Below are 22,437 nucleotides of genomic sequence, written 5' to 3' on the forward strand. Positions count from 1 at the left end.
ACGGCGCCATGGTGATGCGCATCCGGCCCGGCCGACCGGTCTGCGCGCGACGGCCCGCAGCGCCAAGCAAGGTATGGGCCGAACGATGACGGTTCAGAGAAGGGCGGCCCCTTCGGCGCGCATTGTCAGGGGCCGGCCGCCAGCGTGCCGCGCTGGCGCGGATCGCCGGCACCCAGGAAGCCCTCCGGGGCGACCACGATCGAATTGGCCGAGCCGGACGTGGTGCCGACCATGACCTTGTGGCCGCGCGCGGTCAGGAGCGCAATCGTATCCGGCGAAAGCCCCTGTTCGGTCAGCAGCGCATCCGGGCGCCACTGGTGATGCACGCGCGGCGCAGCGACGGCCTCGGCCAGCGACAAGCCGTTGTCGACCACGTTGACGATCACCTGCAGCACGGTGGTGATGATCCGGCTGCCGCCCGGGCTGCCGGTGACCATGACCAGCTTGCCGTCCTTGAACAGGAAGGTCGGCGTCATCGAGGAGAGCGGGCGGGCTCCCGGCGCCACGCTGTTGGTGTCGCCGCCGACCAGCCCATAGGCATTCTGCGCGCCGGCCTTTGCCGAAAAATCGTCCATCTCGTTGTTGAGCAAGATGCCGGTCCCCTCGGCGACGAGGCCGAGCCCGTAGCTGAAATTCAGCGTGTAGGTATTGGCGACCGCATTGCCGTCCTCGTCGACGACCGAGAAGTGGGTGGTCTGGTCGCTCTCATAAGGCAGCGGATCGCCGGCCCGGATCGCGTCGGCGGGGCGCGCCCGGTCGGGATCGATCTGCGCCCGCAGCGTCTCGGCGTAGCGCTTGGACAGCAGACCGGCGACCGGGATCTTGACCCGGTCCGGATCGCCCAGAAACTGGGCGCGGTCGGCATAGGCGGGCTTCATCGCCTCGGCGAGGAGGTGGATCTGCCGGGCGCTGCCGGCACCGGCGCCGGCGAGGTCGAAGCCCTCAAGGATGTTGAGGATCTGAATGAGATGCACGCCGCCCGACGAAGGCGGCGGCATCGAGACGACCTCGTAGCCGCGATAGCTGCCCGTCACCGGCTTGCGCAGAACCGGCCGGTAGCCGGCCAGATCCTCGGCCGTCATGACGCCGCCGGCGCCGCGCACCGCCGCGACCAGTTTCTCGGCGAGCGGCCCCCGGTAGAAGCCGTCCGGCCCCTGGCGGGCGATCGTCTCCAGGCTCCAGGCCAGATCGCGCTGCACCAGCAGGCTGCCGCGCGTCAGGCTCTCGCCGGTCGGCATGAAGACCGCGCGGGTGGAGGGAAACCGCTTCAGCCGCGTCGCCGTCGGCAGGCTGTCGGCGAGATCGTCTTCGACCGCGATGCCGTCGCGGGCAAGCGCGATCGCCGGCGCGATCAGATCGGCCAGCGTGAAGCGATCCGAGCCGAAGCGGCGGTGCGCCTCGGCGAGGCCGGCCACGGTGCCGGGGACGCCGACCGCAAGACCGGAATCGCGCGAGCGCGCCGGATCGGGTTCGCCCTTCTCGTTCAGGAACATGTCGCGGGTCGCCGCCGCCGGGGCGGTCTCGCGGTAGTCGATCGCCACGGTCTCGTTGGTGCGCGCGCGATGCACCATCATGAAGCCGCCGCCGCCGAGATTGCCGGCCCGCGGCAGCGTCACGGCGAGCGCGAAGCCGACCGCGACCGCCGCATCGACCGCATTGCCGCCGCGCTTCAGGATGTCGACGCCGATCCGGGTCGCCCGGGCCTCCTGGCTGGCCACCATGCCGTGCGCGCCGATCACCGGGAGCAGACGGCTGGCCGCCGACTGGATCGGCTGCCCGGGCGCCGGCCAGCCCGGAGGCGCGCCCTGCGACAGGGCCGGCGAGGCGGTCAGAAGCGCGGCGGCGAGTGCGAGCGTGCGGACGGCAGTGCGGCAAATCGACATGAACGACGTCCTCCCCAGTGGTTCGATCGAGACGGATGGTCCCCATCCGTCTCGAGAATCCGAACCACTAACTCTTTGATTGTGTGGTCAATTCAATCTGACATTGGCGGGACGCAAATGTCAGATTTTGACCACTAGCGCGATCTTGGCCCGCAGCGCGCGGCGGCGCCAGCCTCCGCGGCCCGCTGCAGGTCAGGCCGGCGGCAGGGCCGGCGTCCCGGCGGTCTCGATGCCGGCCGCCAGGCTCTCGACCGTCGCCAGCAGCCGCCGGATATCCTCCGGACGCGACAGGCGGTGGTCGCCGTCCTTGATCAGCGTGAGTACCACGTCGTCCCCGCTGAGGCAGGTCACCAGGTCGACCGCATGGCGCCAGGGCACGTCCGGATCCTTGACGCCCTGCAGGATATGGACCGGGCATCCGGTCTCGATCGAACCGCCCAGGATCAGATGGTTGCGCCCGTCCTCGATCAGCGCGCGGGTGATCAGATAGGGCTCGTCCGAATAGGCCGACGGCTCCTCGTAGCGGCCGCGGTCCAGGATCTCGGCCTTCACGGCCTCCGGAAAGGTCGCCCACATCAGCGCCTCGGTGAAGTCCGGCGCCGGGGCGATCAGCACCAGACCGCGAATGCGGGCGATCTGCTTGCGGCGCTGGTCGAGGGCGAGCAGCAGGGCGATCCAGCCGCCCATCGAGGAGCCGACCAGGATCTGGTCGCCTTCGGTCTGGCGCTCGAACACCGCGACGGCCTCCTCCAGCCAGCGCGAGATGGTGCCGTCGGCGAAATCGCCGCCCGAGGCACCGTGGCCGGAATAGTCGAAGCGAGTCGCGGCGCGGCCGGTCTGCGCGGCCCAATCGTCGAGGGCGACCGCCTTGGTGCCGGTCATGTCGGACCGGAAGCCGCCGAGCCAGACGAGGCCGGGCGCCCGCCCGGAGCGGCTCAGTATCGCGATGTCGCGCGCCGCCGCACCGGTCCCGACGGAGATGCGGCAGGGGGTCGGCAGATCGGGCGGCAGGGTCATGGCGGCTCCTCTATGGCCTTGCCGACATCGATAGGATTGCTTCCGCGGCGTGGCAAGTCGGGCGGCCGGGCTTCACCCGGGCCCGCTGTGCCCCCATATTGGTTCCGGGATCCGCCGTTCTGCCGTTGACTCGCAGCCGAAAAGGGCGGATTTTCCCTGTTCACCGACCGTTCGCTTTCCATCGTCGGATCGGACCCTGGTGCGCAAGGGCGCACCGGGCTTCCTGCGTCCCGATGCCAACCGCCGAGCCGGTGACAACGACCGCAACGTCAGAGGAGACAACGACCATTCGCCGTCCTTTCCGTGCGCCTGTGCCCCTTAAGGAGGGGCCCCGTATCAACCGGGAGATCCGCGGGGTACCCCAGGTTCAGTTGATCGACGACGAGGGCAAGAACCTCGGCGTGATCTCCTTCTTCGATGCCTTGAGCATGGCCGAGGAGGCAGGGATGGATCTCGTCGAGATCGCACCCCAGTCCGAACCGCCCGTCTGCAAGATTCTCGACTTCGGCCGCTTCAAGTATCAGTCGCAGAAGAAGGCGGCCGAGACTCGCAAGAACCAGAAGGTCGTCGAGATCAAGGAGATCAAACTCCGGCCGAATATCGACGATCACGACTATGACGTGAAGATGCGCCAGTCGCGTTCGTTCTTCGAGGAAGGCGACAAGGTCAAGATAACCCTGCGCTTCCGCGGCCGCGAGATGGCTCACCAGGATCTCGGCTATCAGCTTCTGGAGCGTGTGCGGCATGATCTCGGCGACATGGCCAAGGTCGAATCGGAACCGCGTTTCGAAGGCAAGCAGATGATCATGATCCTCACCCCCCGGTGAGGATCGTCGGTCCGGCGCCGCTCCCGGCCATGGCCCGGGACCGGACGGGGCCGAGTTTGCGACAGGCGGGACGGACCGGTTCGGGTCGGCCCGATCGAGCCATCGGCGACGGAGCCCGTGCCCCACCTTCGCCGTTTCTGCTGCCATGCCGGACCATGATCGGGAGGACCGGTTTGCCACACGGGCCCCTGATCGACAGGATCGGCGCGACCGAGGCCCCGTTCCCGGCATGACCGACCGTTCGCTCGCGATCCGCTGGCAGTCTCCCGCAGACGGCGGGCTGGAACATTGCGTCCTCAAGATCGCCGATTCCGGCATCACGGCCGAGGGCGTCGTGATCGGCGGCCGGGGCGAGCAGGGCTACGGCCTGCGCTACCGGGTAACGGCGGACGCCGACTGGGCGGCGTTGCGCAGCATCCACCTGACGATGCTCGGCGGCCCCACCCTGGCGCTGCGCCATGACGGCTTCGGCGAGTGGACCGACGGTGCCGGCGCCAAACGCAAGGAATTCTCCGGTCTGCTCGATGTCGACCTGGGTGCGACGCCGCTCGGTCTGATCGCCACGCTCAAACGCCAGACCTGGAAGACCGGCCGCACCCAGGAGATCGATACGCTGGTGCTGGCTGTTCCGGAGATGACGCTCGAGCGCCGCCGCGTGGCCTATCTCTGCCTCGAGCCCGGCCGTCACTACCGTGTCGGCGAGGCCGATATCCGGCTCGATACCGATGGCCTGCTGGCCAGCTGGTCCGGCCGCCTGGACCGCGTCGCCGACCCGACAGAACAGGCCGAAACGACCGCCTGAGCGGCCCGGCCCGGCCGCGGTGCCGGTCCCCCACAGCCGATCGCCAAACGCCCCCGCCGCCGGATGCCCGCAACCATAGACCGGCCCGGATCCCGCGCCGCCCGGTCTCGCCGGCCCCGGACACCGACTGCCGGTCAGACTGACCCCGGCATGCCCCATTTAAGTAAAAATCTCGAAGAATTGGACTTTCCCAAGTTTTCGCCGTCGATCGTCGAAAGTGGAAATTCGATCCGATGGTTTACAAGACGCTTCCGGCGTCAACCGGCCCGTCAAATGCAGCTGCAACAACGTCTTGGCCCGACGCTTCGACCGACAGATGCCGGACCGCTCGATTTTTAGCGGCTTTTCTTCGAACAGAGTCACCACGCCGGTCTACCGATCGGAAATCTTTCTCGCCCATCCTGGCCCTCGAAATGTCCTGCCTGCCGTGGCCGCCGGTCGTCCGGCGCGCGGGCATCAGGCATTTGTCGGAGTTGGCCTTCGGACCGCCTCGGACGTGCAAAGCCCCGGGGCTGCGCGTCCCGGGACCGGGACGGAAGCCGCAGGGAGGACCGATCATGTTGAACAGGCTCGTCGAGCTGGCCAGAGCCGGGCTCGGTGAGGAAAGGCGGGAGCTCTTCCTCGCCGTTTCCGACCTCTTCGTGGAGGGTGCCGAACGCTACAATGATCGCGAGATCGTTCTGTTCGGCGAGGTGCTCGGGGCCATCCTGCACCAGACGCAGGTGACGGACCGGGCCGTGGTGTCCGAGCGCGTCGCCCATGTCGGGCGCACACCGCGCGCCCTCGCCCTCGCCTTCGCGGAGGACGAGGCTCCCGTCGCGGCGCCGGTGCTGCGCTATTCCAGCGTGCTGACCGACGACGACCTGGTCGCCATCACGGGCCGCAAGTCGGATCAGCATCGCATCGCCATCGCCCAGCGCGAGACCTTGCCCGAGAAAGTCACCGATGCCCTGGTCGACCACGGCGGCGATGCCGTCCTGGAGACCGTCACGCGCAATCGCGGCGCCCGCTTCTCCGGCCGCGCCACCACCCGTCTCGCCGATGTCGCCGCGACCAATCACAGGCTCGCCCACGCCATGATCGACCGTTCAGACTTTCCGCCCGCCGTTATCGACAACGTCATCCGCATCATCAGTCCGGCCGCCCGGCGTGCGCTCGGCGACATGGCCCGGGCCGACCGGGTGAAGCTCGACGAGGTGGTCGAAGCGGCTGCGGACACGATGGAGGTCGCGCGGCTCGACATGCATCGCCAGCGGGCGGAGGTCCGCGCGATGGTGGTCGACGTGCAGAACGGGCGCAAGCCGACCGACGAGGTGCTGGCCAGCCTGATCCGCCAGAAGCGGGTGATGGACGTGATCTACGTCCTCGCGGAACTGGCCGAGGTGCCGGAATCCCACGTCTCCAACGCGCTCCACAAGGTCAACTCCACGGCGATCGCGGTGATCTGCCGGCATCTGGAGATCTCGACGGCCGTCTACGGCGAACTGACCGGCCTGCGCTGCGAGCGGCTTTGCCTCGGCGCCACCCAGGCGGAACAGATGCTGCGCGAATACCGCGACATGACCCCGGGCACGGCCGACCGGGCGCTGAAGTTCCACCAAAAGCGCAGTTCGAGCCGCATGTCCTCGCGCTGATTCGCCCGCCGCGGGCCGGCCCCACGCCGCTCCCGGCCTCCGGCAGACCTGCCCGGCGCCGCGCGGACCTTCCGCCCGGGCCTGATCGACGCCATATCCCGGGTCTTGCCGCAAGACCGGGACCCCCGCCATGGCCGAACAGATCCGCACCGAAACCGACACGATGGGCGCCGTCGCGGTGCCGTCGGACCGCTACTGGGGCGCGCAGACGCAGCGCTCGATCGGCAACTTCCCGATCGGCACCGACCGGTTCCGCTGGGGCCGCGCGATCGTCCGCGCCCTCGGCATCCTCAAGAAGGCCGCCGCCCTCGCCAATGCCGAACTCGGCGAGCTGCCCGAACCGACCGCGCGCCTGATCGTCGCCGCCGCCGACGAGGTCATCGACGGGCGTCTCGACGGGCATTTTCCGCTGGTCGTGTTCCAGACCGGCTCCGGCACCCAGTCGAACATGAATGCCAACGAGGTGATCTCGAACCGGGCGATCGAGATGGCCGGCGGCACGCTCGGCACCAAGACGCCGGTTCATCCCAACGATCACGTCAATCGCGGCCAGTCGTCCAACGACACCTTCCCGACCGCCATGCACATCGCCGTGGTGGCCGAACTGGAGACGCGGCTGGTCCCGGCGATCACCACCCTGCGCGACACGCTGGCCGCCAAGGCAGACGCCTATGCGGACGTGGTCAAGACCGGCCGCACCCACCTGCAGGATGCCACCCCGATCACGCTCGGCCAGGAGATCGGCGCCTGGGTATCCGGGCTCGATTTCGGCCTGGCGGCGGTGCGGCGCGCCCTGCCGGGGCTGCTCGACCTCGCCATCGGCGGCACCGCGGTCGGCACCGGCCTCAACGCCCATCCGCGCTTCGGCGCGCTGGCCGCCGAGAAGATCGCGGAATTGACCGGTCAGCCGTTCCGCTCCGCACCCGACAAGTTCTTCGCGCTCGCCGCCCATGACGCCCTGGTCGACATGTCGGCGGCGCTGCGGACCCTGGCCGGCTCGCTGATGAAGCTCGCCAACGACGTGCGCTGGCTGGCGAGCGGACCCCGCACCGGCATCGGCGAACTGATCATCCCGGAGAACGAGCCGGGCTCCTCGATCATGCCCGGCAAGGTCAATCCGACCCAGTCGGAGGCCTTGACCATGGTCTGCGTCCAGGTCTTCGGCAACGACGCGGCGGTCGCCTTCGCGGGCAGCCAGGGCAATTTCCAGCTCAACGTCTACAAGCCGGTCATGGTCCACAACGTGCTGGAGAGCATCGCGCTCCTGTCCGACGCCGCGCTGGCCTTCGAGCAGCATTGCGCCCGCGGCATCGAGCCGAACCGCGCCCGCATCACCGAGAATCTCGACAAGAACCTGATGCTGGTCACCGCCCTCAACCGCCATATCGGCTACGACGCCGCCGCGGCCATCGCCAAGGCGGCCCACAAGGGCGGCACCACCCTGCGCGAGGCCGCCCTCGCCTCCGGCAAGGTCTCGGCCGAGGATTTCGACCGCTTCATCGTGCCGATCGATATGACCCATCCCTAGCAAGGACTTGATGGCCCCAGTGTACGAATAGCCCTAAGAGTGAACTCGCCGCCATGGTGAGGGGAGAGCTCGATTATGAGCCTGCGATCATAATGGAATTCGGATATTCCGTCGCTGAGCGTTAAGAATTTTAGCACAGATCCAGCATGTTAATATTGCAATTTCTGTATATCCATGTTCAGAATTGAGTTTAATTAATCAAGCGGTTATATCAATCTGAAATCCTAAACAGCATTTATAGTGTACTCGACTTATGATTTAGAATCTCGATATCAAAATTCTACGTTCGTAATAAATGGGAACTGCAAATCGCAATTTGAACACCCATCATTGACTTTGAGCAACAGGCGTCTTCTGGCCAGTGGAGTTTCCACTTGGCCACCCCTTCACGTAGTTTCGCCACACGCCAGGCCGGCGAGTGCCGTGGCTGAAAAGTCGCATTTCTGCCACCTCGGGGCAAACTCCAAGTATTAATGCAATGCTCTCAAGAATTTTACAGAATATCTCATAGTCACTATCAGCGTTAGCGTCAAGAACGTTGTTTTCATAACCAAGTTTTACAATCTTCTGACCGGTGAGAATGTTTATTGACCGCGCGGTCCATTGATCCATGATATAGCCGTGCAAATCCGGACGTACGAAGAAAATCAATTTCGTGAAATAAGCTGGCCCCACTCCTGGCAGCAGGCCATTGCCGCGAGCCGTTTTGAAGATCGAGTATGCTTCTCGGCGATCCAACGCTTGGTCGCGCAAAGCTCGTAACGCATCGCGCAAGGCCGCTTCTTGCGCGAGAGCAAATTTGGCGTGATTCACCTTCATACCACCCCAAGCACAAATGGCGAGAAAGAGATCAATTTCATCGTGAGTCGAATTTGAGCAAAACTTGGAGATCTGATCACGATCTGGATAGTCGGTTGCCAATGACTGAAGCGCGACGCTCGGTTCACGACCGACGGAGTGCACCCACTTTTTCAGTGGCCGCCCCCGCCATAGATGTTCGTCTTTACAGGAAGCAAGAACACGCATTGCCTCATCATTAAAATCAGTTGGGTGAGTATTCAGCATACTAAGATACCTTAAGCGCCTATCCCAATGCCCTCGATATGGCGAAGTCAGATAGCGACCGCGCCCTCGTGCAGCCTAAGCGCGTCTGATAGCCAATGATAGAGCTTCGTAGTGTAGATCGAGCAGCGATTGGCTAGAGTAGTCTCTTTTCCATGTGGTTCGGTGCTTTTCAGATTGAGCTGTTCAGATCGTGCCACTTCGATTGGAGTCGCCTCGTACCGCCGGACGTGGCGGTTCTCGGCAGGAACCATCCACCCGCCGGTTCGTTGATCTCCCGGGCGCCAATGAGGCTTGAGGAGACACCGATGGCTGGCAAGAAGATCAAATCGAATCGCGGCTTTGCGGCCATGGACCCGGTCCGGCAGCGCGAGATCGCGCGCAAGGGCGGCGAGAGTGTGCCGCACGAGAAGCGCAGTTTCTCGCTCAACCCGGAACTGGCCGCAGCCGCCGGCCGCAAGGGTGGCCAGAGCGTCCCGGACGAGAAGCGCAGCTTCTCGCGCAGCCGGGAACTGGCCGCCACGGCCGGCCGCAAGGGCGGCCAAGCCTCGGACCGTACCCGCGAGACGTAAGCACCCGACACGTGTGCGGTGTCATCGATGCCTGCGGCTCAGCGGACCGAATCCGCCCGCGCCCGCCCATCGATCCGGTTGATGCCTGGCATCAACGAAATGCGCTTGTCCGCCTCTCCACTCGACGCCATGGTTCCGGTGGCCCTGCCTGCGTCCGACCGGCGCCGGCAGGGCATCTCCATGTTTGACGCTGGATACCTCGCGCGCGTTCGGCTGCCGCCGGCGCCGGGTCTCCCATCGCTGCGGACCGGAACGACAGAGCCATGGCCGACTTCAAGCTCCACTGCTTCGCCCAATCCGGCAACGCCTACAAGGTCGCGATGATGCTCGACCTCAGCGGCGCCGACTGGGAGCCCGTCTTCGTCGACTATTTCGGCGGCGCCACCCGGGGCGCTGAGTTTCGCGAGGGGATCAGCGAACTCGGCGAGGTGCCGGTGCTCGAACACGAGGGTGAGCGGCTCAGTCAGTCGGGCGTCATTCTCGACTATCTCGCCGGGCAACTCGGACGCTTCGGTGCCGAAACGGAGGCCGAGCGCCGCGAGATCTGGCGCTGGATCCTGTTCGACAATCACAAATTCACCAGCTATTTCGCGACGCATCGCTGGCTCCGGCATTTGGCCGAGCCGAAGGGCCATCCGGAGGTGATCGCCTTCCTGGCCGCCCGCGCCCGCGGCGCGCTCGCCACGGCCGAGAAGCGCCTGTCGACCCGGCCGTTCATCATCGGCGACCGGCCGACCATCGCCGACATCTCGATGGCCGGATACATGTTCTACCCCGTCGAGGAGACCGGCTTCGACCTCGACCGCGACTTCCCGGCCGTCGCGGCCTGGGCCGACCGGCTGTCCGAACTGCCCGGCTGGCGCGCGCCCTACGAGGCGATGCCGAACGGGCTCGTGCCCGCCTGACGCCGGACGGCCCGCAGCCGACCCGCCGCCGTCAGGTCCGGTCGACGCCGGTCATCACCATATGGGCCAGCGTGTCGGCATCGAGCCCCTTCAGCGGGCGCTCGATCACCTTGCGGCCGCCCTTCAGGATGGCGACGCGGTCGGCGAGCGCGACCACGTCGGCCATGTTGTGGCTGATCAGGACGACAGTGCGCCCCTCCGCCTTAAGGCGGCGGATCAGATCGAGCACCAGCCCGGTCTCCTTCACGCCGAGGGCGGCGGTCGGCTCGTCCATGATCACCAGCCGCGCGTTCCAGTGCAGCGCACGGGCGATGGCGACCGCCTGGCGCTGGCCGCCCGACAGCCGCTCGACCGGCCTGCGCATGTCGGTGACCGGCACCTGCAGCCGCTCCAGATAGCCGCGCGCGGCGGTCCGCATGCCCTTCCGGTCGAGCACCCTGACGAAGGGCAGCAGCAGCGGCCGCACCAGTTCGGCGCCCATGAACACATTCTCGGCGATCGACAGCCGCGGCGCGAGGGCGAGGTCCTGGTAGATGGTCGCGATCCCGCGCGTCAGCGCATCATGCGGGGAGCGGAACACGACCGGCGCGCCGTGGAGCCGCATCTCGCCGCCGGACGCCTCGTGGGCGCCGGAGACGATCCGGATCAGGGTCGACTTGCCGGCGCCGTTGTCGCCGCACACCGCCAGGATCTCGCCCTGGTGGACGTCGAGATCGACGCCCTTCAGCGCCTCGACGCCGCCATAGCGCTTGGTGATGCCCGCCAGGGAGAGGATCGGCGTCACTTCAGATAGGACTTCACGTTGGAGGCATCGACCAGTTCGGCATCCATGAACAGGTAGGGGCCGGCCGTGAAGGTCTCCTTGGTCAGCTTCTTGCGCACCAGACCGTCGACGGCCTCGAAGGCCTTGCGGCCCATGGCCTCGAACGGGATCGCCACGGTGGCGCTGATCAGGCTCTCCGGATCGGCGATCCGGCGATAGGTCTCGGCACCGCCGTCGATGGAGACCAGCACCACGTCGCCGCGCTTCAGCCCCTGCGCCTTGAGCATGTCGTCGACGATATAGGCCTGGCCGTCGAAGGAGGCCCAGATGCCCTTGAACTGGCCCTGGTTCTTCAGCACCAGCGCCTGCATGCCGTTGCGCACGTCGTCGCGCCAGCTCTGGGTGCGGGCCATGGAGAACTTGCCGAGTTCCTTGACGCCGGTATTCTCCGACAGGACCGCATCCAGCACCTTGCCGCGGATGCGGGTGCCGACATTGCCGTCGAAGCGGACGGTCATGATGTTGCCCTGATAGCCGAGCTGGCCGAGCAGGTAGAGCGCCGCCTCCGCGCCGACCTTGTATTCGTTGACCTGCACGTCGAACAGGGTATGCGGGCTCGCGCCGGCCATGATGGTGACCAGCGGGATCTTGGCGTCCTTGATCGCCTTCAGCTGCGCCTCGGCCTCGACCGGCTTGCCCATCGCGACCACGATGGCGTCGACCTTCTTCTGGATCAGCGTGTCGAGCTGCTCGGTATGCTTGGGCAGCGAGCCCTCGGAATTGAGCAGGGTGACCGACCAGCCGTTCTTCTTGGCCTCGTCGGCGGCCGCATTGGCGGCACGCGCATGGGTCTCCGACGACATCTGGAAGGCGACGATGCCGACTTCGAAGGCGGGTGCGGCGACGCTCGCCCCCAGAAGGGCGGCAAGACCGGCCGCGGCGGCGACGAGGGGCTTCAGCATGGTGGATCTCCCGTTCTGTCCGGAGCTTGAGACTGTCAGAGGCGGAGCGGGGCCTTGCGCATGACGGAGGCCGAGACCGCGACCGAGGCGATGATAATGAAACCGAGCACGATGTCCTGCACGTAATAGGCCGCGCCCATCAGGACGAGGCCGTTGCCGAGCACTTTCAGCGTCAGCGCGGCGATCAGCGTGCCGGGAATGTTGGCGCGGCCGGGCTCGACCATGGTCATGCCGAGCAGCACCGCCGCGATGGCGTAGAGGAAATAGTCGCCGGCCATGTTGGGGGCGGCCGAGGATAGGCTGGCGGTCAAGAGCACCGCGGTCAGGCCGGCGGCAAGGCCCGACAGCGCCAGCCCGATCCGCTTCATCCGGGCCGTCGCGATGCCGGAGAGCCGGGCGGCCTCCTCGGCCTCCCCGGTCGCCGTCATGCGCGCGCCGGTCCGGGTCGCCTTGACGAGCACGAGCGCGAGCGCGGCCGCGCCGGCCATCCACAGCACCAGCGCCGGGATGCCCCAGACGCCCGCCCGGGCGAGCCCGGTGAAGCCGGTCGGCCAGCGGCCGACGAAGGAGACGCCCTCGGTCAGCATGAAGCCGAAGCCGCGCGCCATGGCGGCCATGCCGAGCGTGGCGATCAGCGCAGGGACCCGCAGGCGCGTCACCGAGATACCGTTGACGAGGCCGCACAGGAGCCCGACGCCGAGCCCGGCGCCGACAGCGACGGCCGGCGGCTGGCCGCCATGGATCAGGAAGCCGGTGACCACCGCCGCCAGGCTCGCCACGTCGGCGATCGACAGATCGAGCTCGGCGGTGATCAGCGCCAGCGTGAAGCCGATTGCCAGGATCGCCAGGAAGCTGGTCTCCTTGACGATGTTGAGGAGATTGGTCGGCGAGGCGAAGTTCGGCGCAGCGACGACGAAAAACAGAACCACGGCGAGGCCGGCGAGCGCGGTGCCCCAGGTTTCGAGAATGGCGCGCATGTCAGGGGGCACTCTCTCGGTGCGGCGTCCGGAGACGGCCGAGCGCCTCCGAGACGGGCAGGACGGCATCGACGGAACGGCGGAACAGGTCGAACATGGGCTCGTAGAGGGTGCGGCGGGCCGGATCGGGATCGAAGCGCAGGCCGGTCCCGGTCAGGGCGGCTTGCGCGGCACCGAGCGAAGCATGCCGGCCGAGCCCCGTCCAGACCGCGATCGCCGTGCCGAGCAGACCCGGCTCCCGGATTCCGGCAGTCACGACCGGCCGGCCCAGGATATCGGCCTTGATCGCCGCCCAGACCCGGCTGCCGGCCCCGCCGCCGCCGAAGCGCACCTCGACGACCGGGCGCCCGGCCGCCGCCTCGGCCCGCTCCAGCACCATCCGGTTCGTGAAGGCGACGCCCTCGAGCAGCGCCCAGGCCAGATCGGCCGGCCCGTGCCGGCGATCGAGCCCCAGGAAGGCGCCGCGCAACTGCGGCTGCCAGAGCGGCACGCGCTCGCCCTGCAGATAGGGCAGGAACAGGAGCGGCCTGGGATCGCGCGGACCCGCCAGCAGGCGGTCGAGCGCGCCGCCGATGTCGCCTTCGCCCTGGTCGAGGAGATCGACCAGCCAGGCGAGCGTATCGGCGCCGTTGTCGCTCGGACCACCGAGCTGGTGCAGCCCGCCGCCCCAGTCGACCGTCATCAGCCCCGGTGCGGCGAGCGGCCGGTCGTCGACCAGGCCCAGCACCTCGGTGGTCCCGGACAGATCATAGGCGTAGCCCGGCCGCAGCGCGCCGAGACCGAGGACGCCGGCCCAGGTATCGTTGCAGAGACAGAAGACCGGCCGTCCGGCGAGCCGGTCAAGCGGCGCCGGCAGGCCGCCGATGACCGGACCGACCGCGGCCGTCGGATCGAGCAGGTCCGGCACGATACCGGCCGGAAGACCGATCGCCTGCAGCAGGCTGCGGCCGTCCGGCCCCGGCCACGCCGCGGCGGCGAGGCGGGCAAGCGAGACCGGATCGCTGGCGACCCGGCCGGTCAGGCGGCGGTTGAGATCGTCCTTCGGATCGACCACCGCGGCCAGCCGGTCGCGCACGGCCGGCGGCAGCGCGGCGAGCCGGGCGACCGGATGGGCGGCATTGACCTGGCCGGTCTCGGGATGATCCGGCGGCAGGCGTTGGCGCAGGCCGTCGAGACCGGCGGCGGCACGGCTGTCGCGGAAGGTGACGGCGGGGCCGAGCGGCGCGCCGCCGGCATCGAGGAAGACCTGGCTGCGGGTGATGCCGCAGATGCCGATCCCCGCCACAGCAGCGAAGGCCTCCGGCGCCGCTGCCGCCAGATCGCCGGCGCAGTCGATCAGCGCCTGCCACCAGACTTCGGGATCGGCTTCAGACCGACCGTCGGGGGCGACCGGAATGCCGGTCGGGCGCGCCGCCTCGGCGATCGTCACCCCGCCGGCATCGATCAGTGCGGCGCGAAAGCTGGTGCCGCCGAGGTCACAGGCGAGAACGGTCTGCACGGGATCGGTTCGGGTCGCAGGCGGTTGGCGGGAGCCCGGACCATCGGCCGGCACCGGGGCGCCGTCAAGGCATGGCGATCGAAAGCTCAGAGATTTTAGGACCTTGCCCCGCCCTCCGACCCGTCGGAGCCAGGAACCGGGTGCCGGATCCCGGCACGGTCAGGCTTCGGCCGGATCATCCCGCGTAAGGCCCATATACGCAATCACGCCGCGACCGGCGGCCGCGCCGGTCGCGAAGGCCGCCTGCAGCAGGTAGCCGCCGGTCGGCGCCTCCCAGTCGAGCATCTCTCCGGCCGCGAAGCACCCCAGCCGGCCGCTGATGGCGAAATTCTCGTCGAGTGCCTCGAAGGCGAGGCCGCCGGCCGACGAGATCGCCCGGTCGAGCGGGCGGGCGCGGGTAACGGCGAGCGGGACGGCCTTGATCAGCGCCGCGAGGGCGGCCGGATCGGACGGCAGGTCGCGGCCATGGCCTTCGCGCAGCAGACCGATGGCGGCCGGCGCGAGACCGGCGCCCTTGCGCAGGCGGTTGGTCAGGCTGTCGCGCGACCGGGTCCGCTCCAATGCGCGCGCGAGTTCCCCGGCCGAGAGGTCCGGCTTCAGATCGACCGTCAGCGAGACCGGGCCGGTCGCGAGCGCCGCCCGGATCGCCGCCGTGAGCGCGTAGATGGCGCCGCCCTCCAGCCCTTCGGCGGTCACCAGCGCCTCACCGCGCACGGTCTCGCCGGCCGCCGTCAGGGCGACCCGCTTCAAAGGCTCGCCGGCCGCGCGGTCGCGGAAGATGTCCGACCAGGCGATCTCGACGCCGGCATTGGCCGGCAGCAGCGGTGCGACCGCGAGTCCGGCCGCCCGGAACGGCTCGACCCAGGTCCCGTCCGTGCCGAGCCGCGGCCAACTGGCCCCGCCGAGCGCGAAGACCGCGGCCGCGGGATGTACGGTCTCGGGTCCCGACGTCGTCTCGAATTCGAGCCCGCCATCGGCCGCGAAGGCGACGAAGCGGCAGCGCGGCCGAAACGTCACGCCCAGGCCGCCGAGCCGGCCGAGCCAGGCACGAAGCAGCGGCGAGGCCTTGAAGCTCTTCGGGAAGACGCGGCCGCTCGAACCGACGAAGGTCTGCTCGCCGAGCGCCTCGGCCCAGGCGCGCAGGGCGTCGGGCGGGAACGCCTCCAGCGCCGGCTGCAGCCGCTCGGCCGCCTCGCGATAACGCGTCAGGACACGCTCGAACGGCTCCGAATGGGTCAGGTTGAGCCCGCCGCGGCCGGCCATCAGGAACTTGCGCCCGACCGAGGGCATCCGGTCGTAGACGGTCACCCGCGCGCCGGCCTCAGCGATGGTTTCGGCCGCCATCAGCCCGGCGGGGCCGCCGCCGATGACGGCGACTTCGGGACGATCGGCCATGGTCACTCCTCACGCAATGGACCGGAGCTATGCGGGATCGCCCCGGCCGACGCAAGCGCCGTCCCTTTACCGGTCCGGCCGCGCGGCCTAGATGAGCCGATCCCTCGTGGTTCGATCGAGACCGACGGTAGCCATCCGGTTCGATCGAGCCCCACACACTTTGACCATTGGGCCGCACCCGGCGGCCATCGCGAGGTCTTTCATGAGCCGTTCCCTGCCCGACGAGATCGACGTTGCCGTGATCGGCGCCGGTGCCGCCGGGATCGCGGCCGGCCGGCGCCTCGCCGAGGCCGGGGTCGGGTCGATCGTCCTCGAAGCCCGCGATCGCGTCGGCGGGCGGGCCTGGACGGTCGTCGACCGCGCGCCGCATCCGCTCGACATGGGTTGCGCCTGGCTGCATTCGGCGAGCCGCAATCCCTGGACGGCGATCGCGGAGGCCGGCGGCTTCGCGATCGACCGCACGGATCCGGCCTGGGGCACGCAGGCCGGCGGCACCCTGTTCGCGCCCGGCGAGATCGAGGCCTACCGGGCCGAGCTCGACAGCTTCTTCGGCCGTCTGGCGGAGACCGCAGCCGCGCCCGGGCCGGACCGTCCGGCGAGCGATCTGGTCGACCCGGCCGGGCGTTGGACGCCGCTGATCGAGGCCATCAACAGCTACATCAATGGGACCTCGCTCGCCGAGACCTCGATCCACGATTTCGACGCCTACGAGGATACCGAGGAGAACTGGCGCCTGCCCGCCGGCTACGGCACGCTGGTCGCCGCCCATGCGGCCGGCCTGCCGATCGTCACCGGCTGCCCGGTCACGCGCGTCGACCATTCCGGCCCGCGCATCCGTCTGGAGACGCCGCGCGGGACCCTGACCTGCCGGGCCGCGATCGTCACCGTGCCAACACCCATGTTGGCATCGGGGCAGATCGCCTTCTTTCCCGCCCTGCCCGACCACCAGACGGCTGCGGCCGGCCTGCCGCTCGGCGTCGCCGACAAGGTCTTCCTGTCCATCCTCGACCCGGCTGCCCTGCCGGCGGGCCATGTCTTCGGCGCCAAGGATCGCGCCGGGACCGGCAGCTATCACCTGGGCCGGTTCGGCTGGCCGATCGTCGAGGCCTATTTCGGCGGCCCCTTCGCGCGCGACCTGGAGCGGGCCGGCCCGGACGCCGCGGCGGCCTTCGCGCTCGACGAACTGGCCGGCCTGTTCGGCGCGGACATCCGCAAGGTCTTACAACCGGTCGCCGTCACCGCCTGGGCGCAGGATCCGTTCGCAGGCGGTTCCTATTCGATCGCGCTGCCCGGTCGTGCCGCCGACCGCGCGCGCCTCGCCGCTCCGGTCGACGACCGCCTGTTCTTCGCCGGCGAAGCGACCCACGGCAGCGCCTATTCGACGGCACACGGCGCCTATTGGTCGGGTCGGCGGGCCGCCGAGGAGGCTCTCGCGGCCGTCGGACGCGACAGCGGCCGTCCGTCCGGCGGCGGAGCTTAATGCATTCGATTCAAATTTAGCCTCAAGACGCAGATCGACTTCACCAAGCGTGCAATCGACCCGCCCAAGGACCCAATCAATCGTTGATTTCGACGGTTATTTCCCATAGACGCAATGGTGCCGGAGCATCCGCTCCAGCATCTCCACTGTACAGAGTTCGGAGTCTTTCCATGAAGCTTGCGAGTGTTGCCGCCGCTGCCGTCGTCTCGATCGCCATGACCGCCTCTGCGTCGGCCGGCTGGATCGACGACTACAATGCGACGCTGAACACCCCGGCCGCCCGCGCCAAGCTGGTCGCCCAGACCTGCGCCAGCTCCGTCCCGCAGGACTTCGTCAACTGCGGCTACTACAAGGCCAACGGCGCGCCGATCTCCGACGTGCGCTACGCCATCGTCGCCGGCAGCATCATCGTCGGCGGCATTGCCGGCGGCGCCCTGCATGCCCATCCCGGCTGGATCGGCCAGAAGCACCTGCACATCCTCGGCTGGCACCCGACCGCCGTCCAGGCGATCGCCGTCGGCGCCGGCACCGGCTATGTGGTCGGCCGCGCCGCCACCAGCCACTGATTTCCCCGCAGACAGGGGACAGGGGCTCCGGCCGCCGCGAGGCGGCCGGAGCCTTTTCGCATGGTCGGGCGGCGCGCCGTGCCGCAACCGGACCGTTCCATGCCGCGCCAAAAACGTTCCGAAGCTTTAAGGATTGACGGGTATTCCTTGCCGGTGCTGGGGCGCGCTCAGGAGCGGGCATGTCGAGGTGCCGAGGAATGGGCTGGCTGAACGGGCTCCGACACGCAATCATGGCGGCGATGATCGCCTGGACAGGCGCGGCGACTGCCGAGCCGATACAACTGAACGTGATCGGCGGCCTCGGCAATGTCAGCCAGTACACCCGTTTCGAGGAGCCCTTCTGGACGCGGGACATCGCCACCCTGAGCCAGGGGCGGCTGACCGCACGGATCCACGCTTTCGACCTGGCCGGATTGCGCGCCCAGGAAATGCTGCATCTGATGCAGACCGGCGTGGTCCCCCTCGGGACGATCCTGGCGTCGTTGGCCGGCGAAGAGCCCGAGTTGAACGCGCTCGATCTGGCCGGCTTGAACCCCGATTTTGCGAGCCTGCGCCGAACCGTCGGCGCCCTTCGGCCGCGCATCGCGACCCTGCTGGCCCGGAAATACGGCCTTGAGCTGCTCTCCATCTACGTCTACCCGGCACAGGTGGTCTTCTGCAAGAAACCGTTCCACCAGCTGAGCGATCTGTCCGGACGCCGGATCCGTACCTCTGCCATCGGGCAGTCTGAACTGTTCAGCGCCATCGGGGCGATCCCGGTCCAGACCGCCTTCAGCGAAACCGTACCGGTCATCCTCAAGGGGTTGGCCGATTGCGCCGTCACCGGCACACTGAGCGGCAACCAGATCGGCCTGCACGAAGTGACGAGCCACGTACACGGCATGGCGATTACCTGGGGCGTCTCCGTCTTCGCCGCCCACTCGGCCTATTGGAATACGATACCGGATGATCTTCAGACGGTACTGCGTGCGGGCATCGAGGAATTGGAGCGCCGGATCTGGGACTCCGCCGAAGCCGATACCCGCGCCGGCATGGCATGCAATCTCGGTCAGCCGACCTGCACCGCCGGTCGGCGCGGACAGATGAGGCTGGTTCCGACCAGGTCCGAGGACGAGGCCCTTCGCCGGCAGCTGCTGGTCGATACGGTCCTGCCGCGCTGGATCGCACGCTGTGGCGCGAATTGTGCCCGGACCTGGAACGAGATCCTGGCCGAACCGACCGGAATCGCCGTGGTCGAGCCTCAGGGCGGCGGCTCCGTTCAGGCTGTCCCCGCACCGGCGCCGATACGGTGAGAGCCCGATGACGAGCGCCCTCGACGGACCGGAACCCGGCACGGAATGGCCCCGCCTTCACGGCGTCCGCCGCCCCTTTCACGCGGCCCTGGCCGTCGGCGTGCTGCTGGTTCTCGCGTTTCTGATCGGCGGCGTCGCGATCGTGCTCGAACACACGCGCCGGACGGCCCTGAACGCCGCCGAGTTGGAACTCGACCGCTCGACGAAGGTCGCGCAGAGCCTCTTCAACCGGCACATGCTGCAGGTCGACAGCGCGCTGGTCAGTCTGCCGGTCATGCTGGGAGAGGTGGTGGCGGGTGAAGACGGTGCTGTGCGCAAGAAGGTCGCCGAGGCGATCCTGCGCAGCCTGAACGACCAGAACTTCGCCTTTCGCGACTTGATCCTGCTGTCGCCCGACGGCACCCCATGGGCTTCCGCCCAACAGCGTCCGCTTCTGCCCTCGACGCCGTTGTGGGTGCAGGCGAGCCGGGTACCGATCGGATCGAGCATCCTGCTCGGCCCCGAAAGGGATCCGATGTTCGGCGACTGGGTCGCCTATCTGGCACGCTCGGTGGCCGTTCCGGGCCAGGGCCGGATGGTCGCGATCGCAGAGATCGCGATCGACGGGATCACGACAACGCTGTCTTCGCTCATCACCGTACCGGGCATCCACCTGCGTCTCGAACGCCAGGACGGCCGATTGCTGGCCATGGTGCCTCAGGACGAGTTGGCCATGGCGGCATCCGTCAAGAGACCTTTCTCCGACGCTGCGCCCGGCGGCCCGCCGCAGGCGGCGGCCTCGGACGATCGCCGCTCCACCCTGTCGAGTTCGCGCGTTACACTCTATGACGGCATCCAGATCGAGGCGTCGCTCCAAACCGACGTCGCCCTTGCCGAATGGCTGCGCGACCGCAACCGCATTATCGCGATCACCACGCTGGCGGGCCTTCTGATCGTCGCCTTCGGGGCCAGTCTCTCCACCGCCTTGAAGCGGCAGGCCCGGCTGGAAGGCGAACGCCAGCGCGCCCAGCTTCAGCTCGAGGACGCGATCCAGTCGATGTCGGACGGCTTCGTGATGTGGGATGCCGACGACCGTCTGATCGTCTGCAATGAACGATTTCGCGACCTCTACGCGGCAAGCAAACCGTTCATCAAGCCGGGCGCCCTGTTCGAGGACATCATCCGCGGCGGCGCGCTCGCCGGCCAGTATCCTCAGGCCGGCGACGATCTGGAGCAGTTCGTCCGCCGGGCCGTCGCCTCGCACCACGAGGCGAGCGAGACCATCGAGCGGCTCCTGCCCGACGGGCGCTGGATTCTGGTGACCGAGCGGCGCACCGCCAGAGGCGGCGTGGTCGGCATCCGGACCGAGATCACCGCGATCAAGAAGGCGCAGGAGGAACTCGGCGCCGCCCATGACCGCATCAACGAGACCATGGCGGTGGTGCAGGCCCAGAACAAGGTCCTGCTGGAGCGCGACCGGGCTCTGCGCACCCAGAACATCCTGTTCGACGCCGCCTTGAACAACATGCCCCACGGCCTTCTGATGGCCGACGCCGACGGTGCCGTCATCGTCTGCAACGAGCGTTTCGGAACCATGCTGGGTCACGACAGCCCGATCCGCCAGGGCATGAAGATCGAGGCGCTGTTCGTCACGGGCAGCAACAGCGGCATGATCGACCAGAGCGTCCTGAGCGAGATGAGCCGGCGCCAGCTGGACATGGCGGCTCAACGCCAGTCGGGGACCTTCGTCGCCTCGGGCAAGAACGGCTTCGCCCTGTCGGTCACGCAGCGGCCGATGTCGGAAGGCGGCTTCGTCGCCATTTACGAGGACGTGACCGAGAAGGAACGGGCCGAGCAGCGCATCCGCTTCCTGGCCCACCACGATCCGGTCACCGGCCTGCCGAACCGCATTCTGTTCCGCACCAGGCTCGAAGCCATGCTGGCGGAGACCGAGGAACGCGGCGAAGAGGTGGCCCTGCTCTGTCTCGACCTCGACAAGTTCAAGGACGTGAACGACACGCTCGGCCATCCGGCCGGCGACCTGCTCCTGGCCGGCGTGGCCGCCCGCCTGCGCGCCAGTCTGCGCCGCTCCGATCTCGTCGCCCGGCTGGGCGGCGACGAATTTGCCGTCGCGCTGCGCAGCCGCAATGCCGGCGTCAAAGCCCGCGCCGTCGCCGACCGGATCATTGCCGCCATCGGCGCGCCGTTCACGCTCGGCGACCGCATGGTGACGATCGGGGTCAGCATCGGCGCCGCCTTGGCCAGGGAGCGCGCCGCCGATGTCGACGGCCTGCTCAAGAATGCCGACCTGGCGCTTTATGAAGCCAAGGGCAGCGGTCGGGGCACCTACGCGCAGTTCGAACCCAGGATGGAAGCCCGCCTGCTGCAGCGGATGGCCATCGAGGAGGAAATGGGCCGGGCCTTGCGCGAGGAGCAGTTCTCCCTCGCCTACCAGCCGCTGTTTGAACTGGCGACCGGACGGGTGCTCGGCTTCGAAGCGCTGCTGCGCTGGAACCACCCGCAGCGAGGCGTCATCTCGCCGGCCGACTTCGTGCCGATCGCCGAGGAGACCGGGCTGATCAACGATATCGGCGCCTGGGCGATCAATCGCGCACCCGCCGACATAGCCGGCCTGCCGGCCGACCTGATGGTCGCCGTCAATCTGTCGCCGGTCCAGCTGAAGAACGATTCGACCGTCCCGATCATCATCGACGCGCTCGGCGCATCCGGCCTGGCGCCGTCGCGGCTCGAACTGGAGATCACCGAATCCGCCCTGCTCGGCGACGATCCGCGGATCATCGCCCATCTGCACAGGCTCCGGGATCTGGGCGTACGCATCGTGCTCGACGATTTCGGCACCGGCTATTCGTCCCTCAGCTACCTGCGCCGCTTCCCGTTCCACAAGATCAAGATCGACAAGCTGTTCGTCCGCGAAGCCACGACCCGCTCGGACTGCGCCGCGATCGTGACATCCGTGGTCGAACTGGCCCAGCGTCTCGGCATGGCGACCACGGCGGAAGGCATCGAGACCAAGGAACAGCTCGATCTGGTCCGCCGCCTCGGCTGCACCGAGGGCCAGGGCTATCTGCTCGGCAAGCCGAAGCCGATCCTGGCGGCGCTGGCCCAACTGGACCTGTCGGCACAGATTCCCGTCGCGCCGCGCATCGCTCGCAGCGGGACGAACCACTGAAACGGCCCCCTCGGCATGGCCGAGAGCCCGAGCACGATCCACACCTTCGGCCGCCCGGCTTCACAGACCTGTCACAGCAAACGCTCATGGATGGGCGGACCCTCA

Annotated in this window: 18 protein-coding genes; 10 read left to right on the forward strand and 8 right to left on the reverse strand. The window is 68.1% G+C overall.

Annotation, left to right across the window (positions count from 1 at the left end):
- Nucleotides 1–125 precede the first annotated feature (125 nt).
- Both ggt and KL771_RS19655 read right to left on the reverse strand, forming a co-directional pair.
- Nucleotides 126–1,883 (reverse strand): gamma-glutamyltransferase, encoded by a 1,758-nt coding sequence (ggt, locus tag KL771_RS19650; protein WP_261970220.1) that lies wholly within the window; start codon nt 1,881–1,883, stop codon nt 126–128.
- 192 nt (nt 1,884–2,075) lie between these two features.
- The gene (locus KL771_RS19655) at nt 2,076–2,900 is read right to left on the reverse strand and encodes an alpha/beta hydrolase (protein ID WP_261970221.1); all 825 of its coding nucleotides are present in this window, start codon (nt 2,898–2,900) and stop codon (nt 2,076–2,078) included.
- A 287-nt stretch (nt 2,901–3,187) separates the two neighbouring features.
- Here KL771_RS19655 and infC point away from each other — a divergent pair, with 287 nt between their 5' ends.
- From infC to fumC, 4 genes are all read left to right on the forward strand, one after another.
- Nucleotides 3,188–3,727, forward strand: coding sequence for a translation initiation factor IF-3 (infC, locus tag KL771_RS19660; protein WP_261970394.1), 540 nt, complete (start codon nt 3,188–3,190; stop codon nt 3,725–3,727).
- 229 nt (nt 3,728–3,956) lie between these two features.
- Nucleotides 3,957–4,529 carry a putative glycolipid-binding domain-containing protein gene (locus KL771_RS19665; protein WP_261970222.1) on the forward strand — a complete coding sequence of 191 codons (573 nt, stop codon included), beginning with the start codon at nt 3,957–3,959 and terminating at the stop codon, nt 4,527–4,529.
- Between the two features lie 557 nt (nt 4,530–5,086).
- Entirely contained in the window at nt 5,087–6,163 is a 1,077-nt protein-coding gene (locus KL771_RS19670) for a DUF2336 domain-containing protein (protein ID WP_261970223.1), read from the forward strand.
- 130 nt (nt 6,164–6,293) lie between these two features.
- Complete coding sequence (fumC, locus tag KL771_RS19675; RefSeq protein ID WP_261970224.1) at nt 6,294–7,691, forward strand: class II fumarate hydratase; 1,398 nt, start codon at nt 6,294–6,296, stop codon at nt 7,689–7,691.
- A 327-nt stretch (nt 7,692–8,018) separates the two neighbouring features.
- On the opposite strand, the gene KL771_RS19680 is transcribed toward fumC, so the two are convergent.
- Nucleotides 8,019–8,756 (reverse strand): 8-oxoguanine DNA glycosylase OGG fold protein, encoded by a 738-nt coding sequence (locus KL771_RS19680; protein ID WP_261970225.1) that lies wholly within the window; start codon nt 8,754–8,756, stop codon nt 8,019–8,021.
- Between the two features lie 305 nt (nt 8,757–9,061).
- On the opposite strand from KL771_RS19680, the gene KL771_RS19685 reads away from it, so the two are divergent.
- On the forward strand, nt 9,062–9,325 hold the full coding sequence (locus tag KL771_RS19685; RefSeq protein WP_261970226.1) for a con-10 family general stress protein: 264 nt from the start codon (nt 9,062–9,064) through the stop codon (nt 9,323–9,325).
- 263 nt (nt 9,326–9,588) lie between these two features.
- The gene (locus KL771_RS19690) at nt 9,589–10,230 is read left to right on the forward strand and encodes a glutathione S-transferase family protein (protein WP_261970227.1); all 642 of its coding nucleotides are present in this window, start codon (nt 9,589–9,591) and stop codon (nt 10,228–10,230) included.
- 31 nt (nt 10,231–10,261) lie between these two features.
- On the opposite strand, the gene KL771_RS19695 is transcribed toward KL771_RS19690, so the two are convergent.
- The 5 genes from KL771_RS19695 to KL771_RS19715 all read right to left on the reverse strand — a co-directional run bounded on the left by KL771_RS19695 (nt 10,262) and on the right by KL771_RS19715 (nt 15,825).
- The gene (locus KL771_RS19695) at nt 10,262–11,014 is read right to left on the reverse strand and encodes an ATP-binding cassette domain-containing protein (protein WP_261970228.1); all 753 of its coding nucleotides are present in this window, start codon (nt 11,012–11,014) and stop codon (nt 10,262–10,264) included.
- Complete coding sequence (locus KL771_RS19700; protein ID WP_261970229.1) at nt 11,011–11,955, reverse strand: sugar ABC transporter substrate-binding protein; 945 nt, start codon at nt 11,953–11,955, stop codon at nt 11,011–11,013. Before KL771_RS19700 ends, KL771_RS19695 begins: the two co-directional genes overlap by 4 nt.
- A gap of 35 nt (nt 11,956–11,990) precedes the next feature.
- The gene (locus KL771_RS19705) at nt 11,991–12,932 is read right to left on the reverse strand and encodes an ABC transporter permease (protein ID WP_261970230.1); all 942 of its coding nucleotides are present in this window, start codon (nt 12,930–12,932) and stop codon (nt 11,991–11,993) included.
- 1 nt (nt 12,933) lies between these two features.
- Nucleotides 12,934–14,430, reverse strand: a complete 1,497-nt coding sequence (locus KL771_RS19710; RefSeq protein WP_261970231.1) for a xylulokinase — start codon at nt 14,428–14,430, stop codon at nt 12,934–12,936.
- 159 nt (nt 14,431–14,589) lie between these two features.
- On the reverse strand, nt 14,590–15,825 hold the full coding sequence (locus KL771_RS19715; protein ID WP_261970232.1) for a BaiN/RdsA family NAD(P)/FAD-dependent oxidoreductase: 1,236 nt from the start codon (nt 15,823–15,825) through the stop codon (nt 14,590–14,592).
- Between the two features lie 202 nt (nt 15,826–16,027).
- Here KL771_RS19715 and KL771_RS19720 point away from each other — a divergent pair, with 202 nt between their 5' ends.
- From KL771_RS19720 to KL771_RS19735, 4 genes are all read left to right on the forward strand, one after another.
- On the forward strand, nt 16,028–17,305 hold the full coding sequence (locus KL771_RS19720) for a flavin monoamine oxidase family protein (protein ID WP_261970233.1): 1,278 nt from the start codon (nt 16,028–16,030) through the stop codon (nt 17,303–17,305).
- Between the two features lie 170 nt (nt 17,306–17,475).
- Nucleotides 17,476–17,871, forward strand: a complete 396-nt coding sequence (locus KL771_RS19725) for a hypothetical protein (protein ID WP_261970234.1) — start codon at nt 17,476–17,478, stop codon at nt 17,869–17,871.
- Nucleotides 17,872–18,101: 230 nt separating this feature from the next.
- Nucleotides 18,102–19,163: a TRAP transporter substrate-binding protein gene (locus KL771_RS19730; protein WP_261970235.1), complete on the forward strand. Its 1,062-nt coding sequence runs from the start codon at nt 18,102–18,104 to the stop codon at nt 19,161–19,163.
- 7 nt (nt 19,164–19,170) lie between these two features.
- Nucleotides 19,171–22,332 carry a putative bifunctional diguanylate cyclase/phosphodiesterase gene (locus tag KL771_RS19735; protein ID WP_261970236.1) on the forward strand — a complete coding sequence of 1,054 codons (3,162 nt, stop codon included), beginning with the start codon at nt 19,171–19,173 and terminating at the stop codon, nt 22,330–22,332.
- Nucleotides 22,333–22,437 lie beyond the last annotated feature (105 nt).

It is taken from the genome of Prosthecodimorpha staleyi (assembly GCF_018729455.1).
Taxonomy (GTDB): domain Bacteria; phylum Pseudomonadota; class Alphaproteobacteria; order Rhizobiales; family Ancalomicrobiaceae; genus Prosthecodimorpha; species Prosthecodimorpha staleyi.

Bases quoted from the DNA above. Each gene is read 5' to 3' on its own strand.
- ggt (WP_261970220.1), bottom strand. From the start codon at position 1,883: ATGTCGATTTGCCGCACTGCCGTCCGCACGCTCGCACTCGCCGCCGCG.
- KL771_RS19655 (WP_261970221.1), bottom strand. From the start codon at position 2,900: ATGACCCTGCCGCCCGATCTGCCGACCCCCTGCCGCATCTCCGTCGGG.
- KL771_RS19665 (WP_261970222.1), top strand. From the start codon at position 3,957: ATGACCGACCGTTCGCTCGCGATCCGCTGGCAGTCTCCCGCAGACGGC.
- KL771_RS19670 (WP_261970223.1), top strand. From the start codon at position 5,087: ATGTTGAACAGGCTCGTCGAGCTGGCCAGAGCCGGGCTCGGTGAGGAA.
- fumC (WP_261970224.1), top strand. From the start codon at position 6,294: ATGGCCGAACAGATCCGCACCGAAACCGACACGATGGGCGCCGTCGCG.
- KL771_RS19680 (WP_261970225.1), bottom strand. From the start codon at position 8,756: ATGCTGAATACTCACCCAACTGATTTTAATGATGAGGCAATGCGTGTT.
- KL771_RS19685 (WP_261970226.1), top strand. From the start codon at position 9,062: ATGGCTGGCAAGAAGATCAAATCGAATCGCGGCTTTGCGGCCATGGAC.
- KL771_RS19690 (WP_261970227.1), top strand. From the start codon at position 9,589: ATGGCCGACTTCAAGCTCCACTGCTTCGCCCAATCCGGCAACGCCTAC.
- KL771_RS19700 (WP_261970229.1), bottom strand. From the start codon at position 11,955: ATGCTGAAGCCCCTCGTCGCCGCCGCGGCCGGTCTTGCCGCCCTTCTG.
- KL771_RS19705 (WP_261970230.1), bottom strand. From the start codon at position 12,932: ATGCGCGCCATTCTCGAAACCTGGGGCACCGCGCTCGCCGGCCTCGCC.
- KL771_RS19715 (WP_261970232.1), bottom strand. From the start codon at position 15,825: ATGGCCGATCGTCCCGAAGTCGCCGTCATCGGCGGCGGCCCCGCCGGG.
- KL771_RS19720 (WP_261970233.1), top strand. From the start codon at position 16,028: ATGAGCCGTTCCCTGCCCGACGAGATCGACGTTGCCGTGATCGGCGCC.
- KL771_RS19725 (WP_261970234.1), top strand. From the start codon at position 17,476: ATGAAGCTTGCGAGTGTTGCCGCCGCTGCCGTCGTCTCGATCGCCATG.
- KL771_RS19730 (WP_261970235.1), top strand. From the start codon at position 18,102: ATGGCGGCGATGATCGCCTGGACAGGCGCGGCGACTGCCGAGCCGATA.
- KL771_RS19735 (WP_261970236.1), top strand. From the start codon at position 19,171: ATGACGAGCGCCCTCGACGGACCGGAACCCGGCACGGAATGGCCCCGC.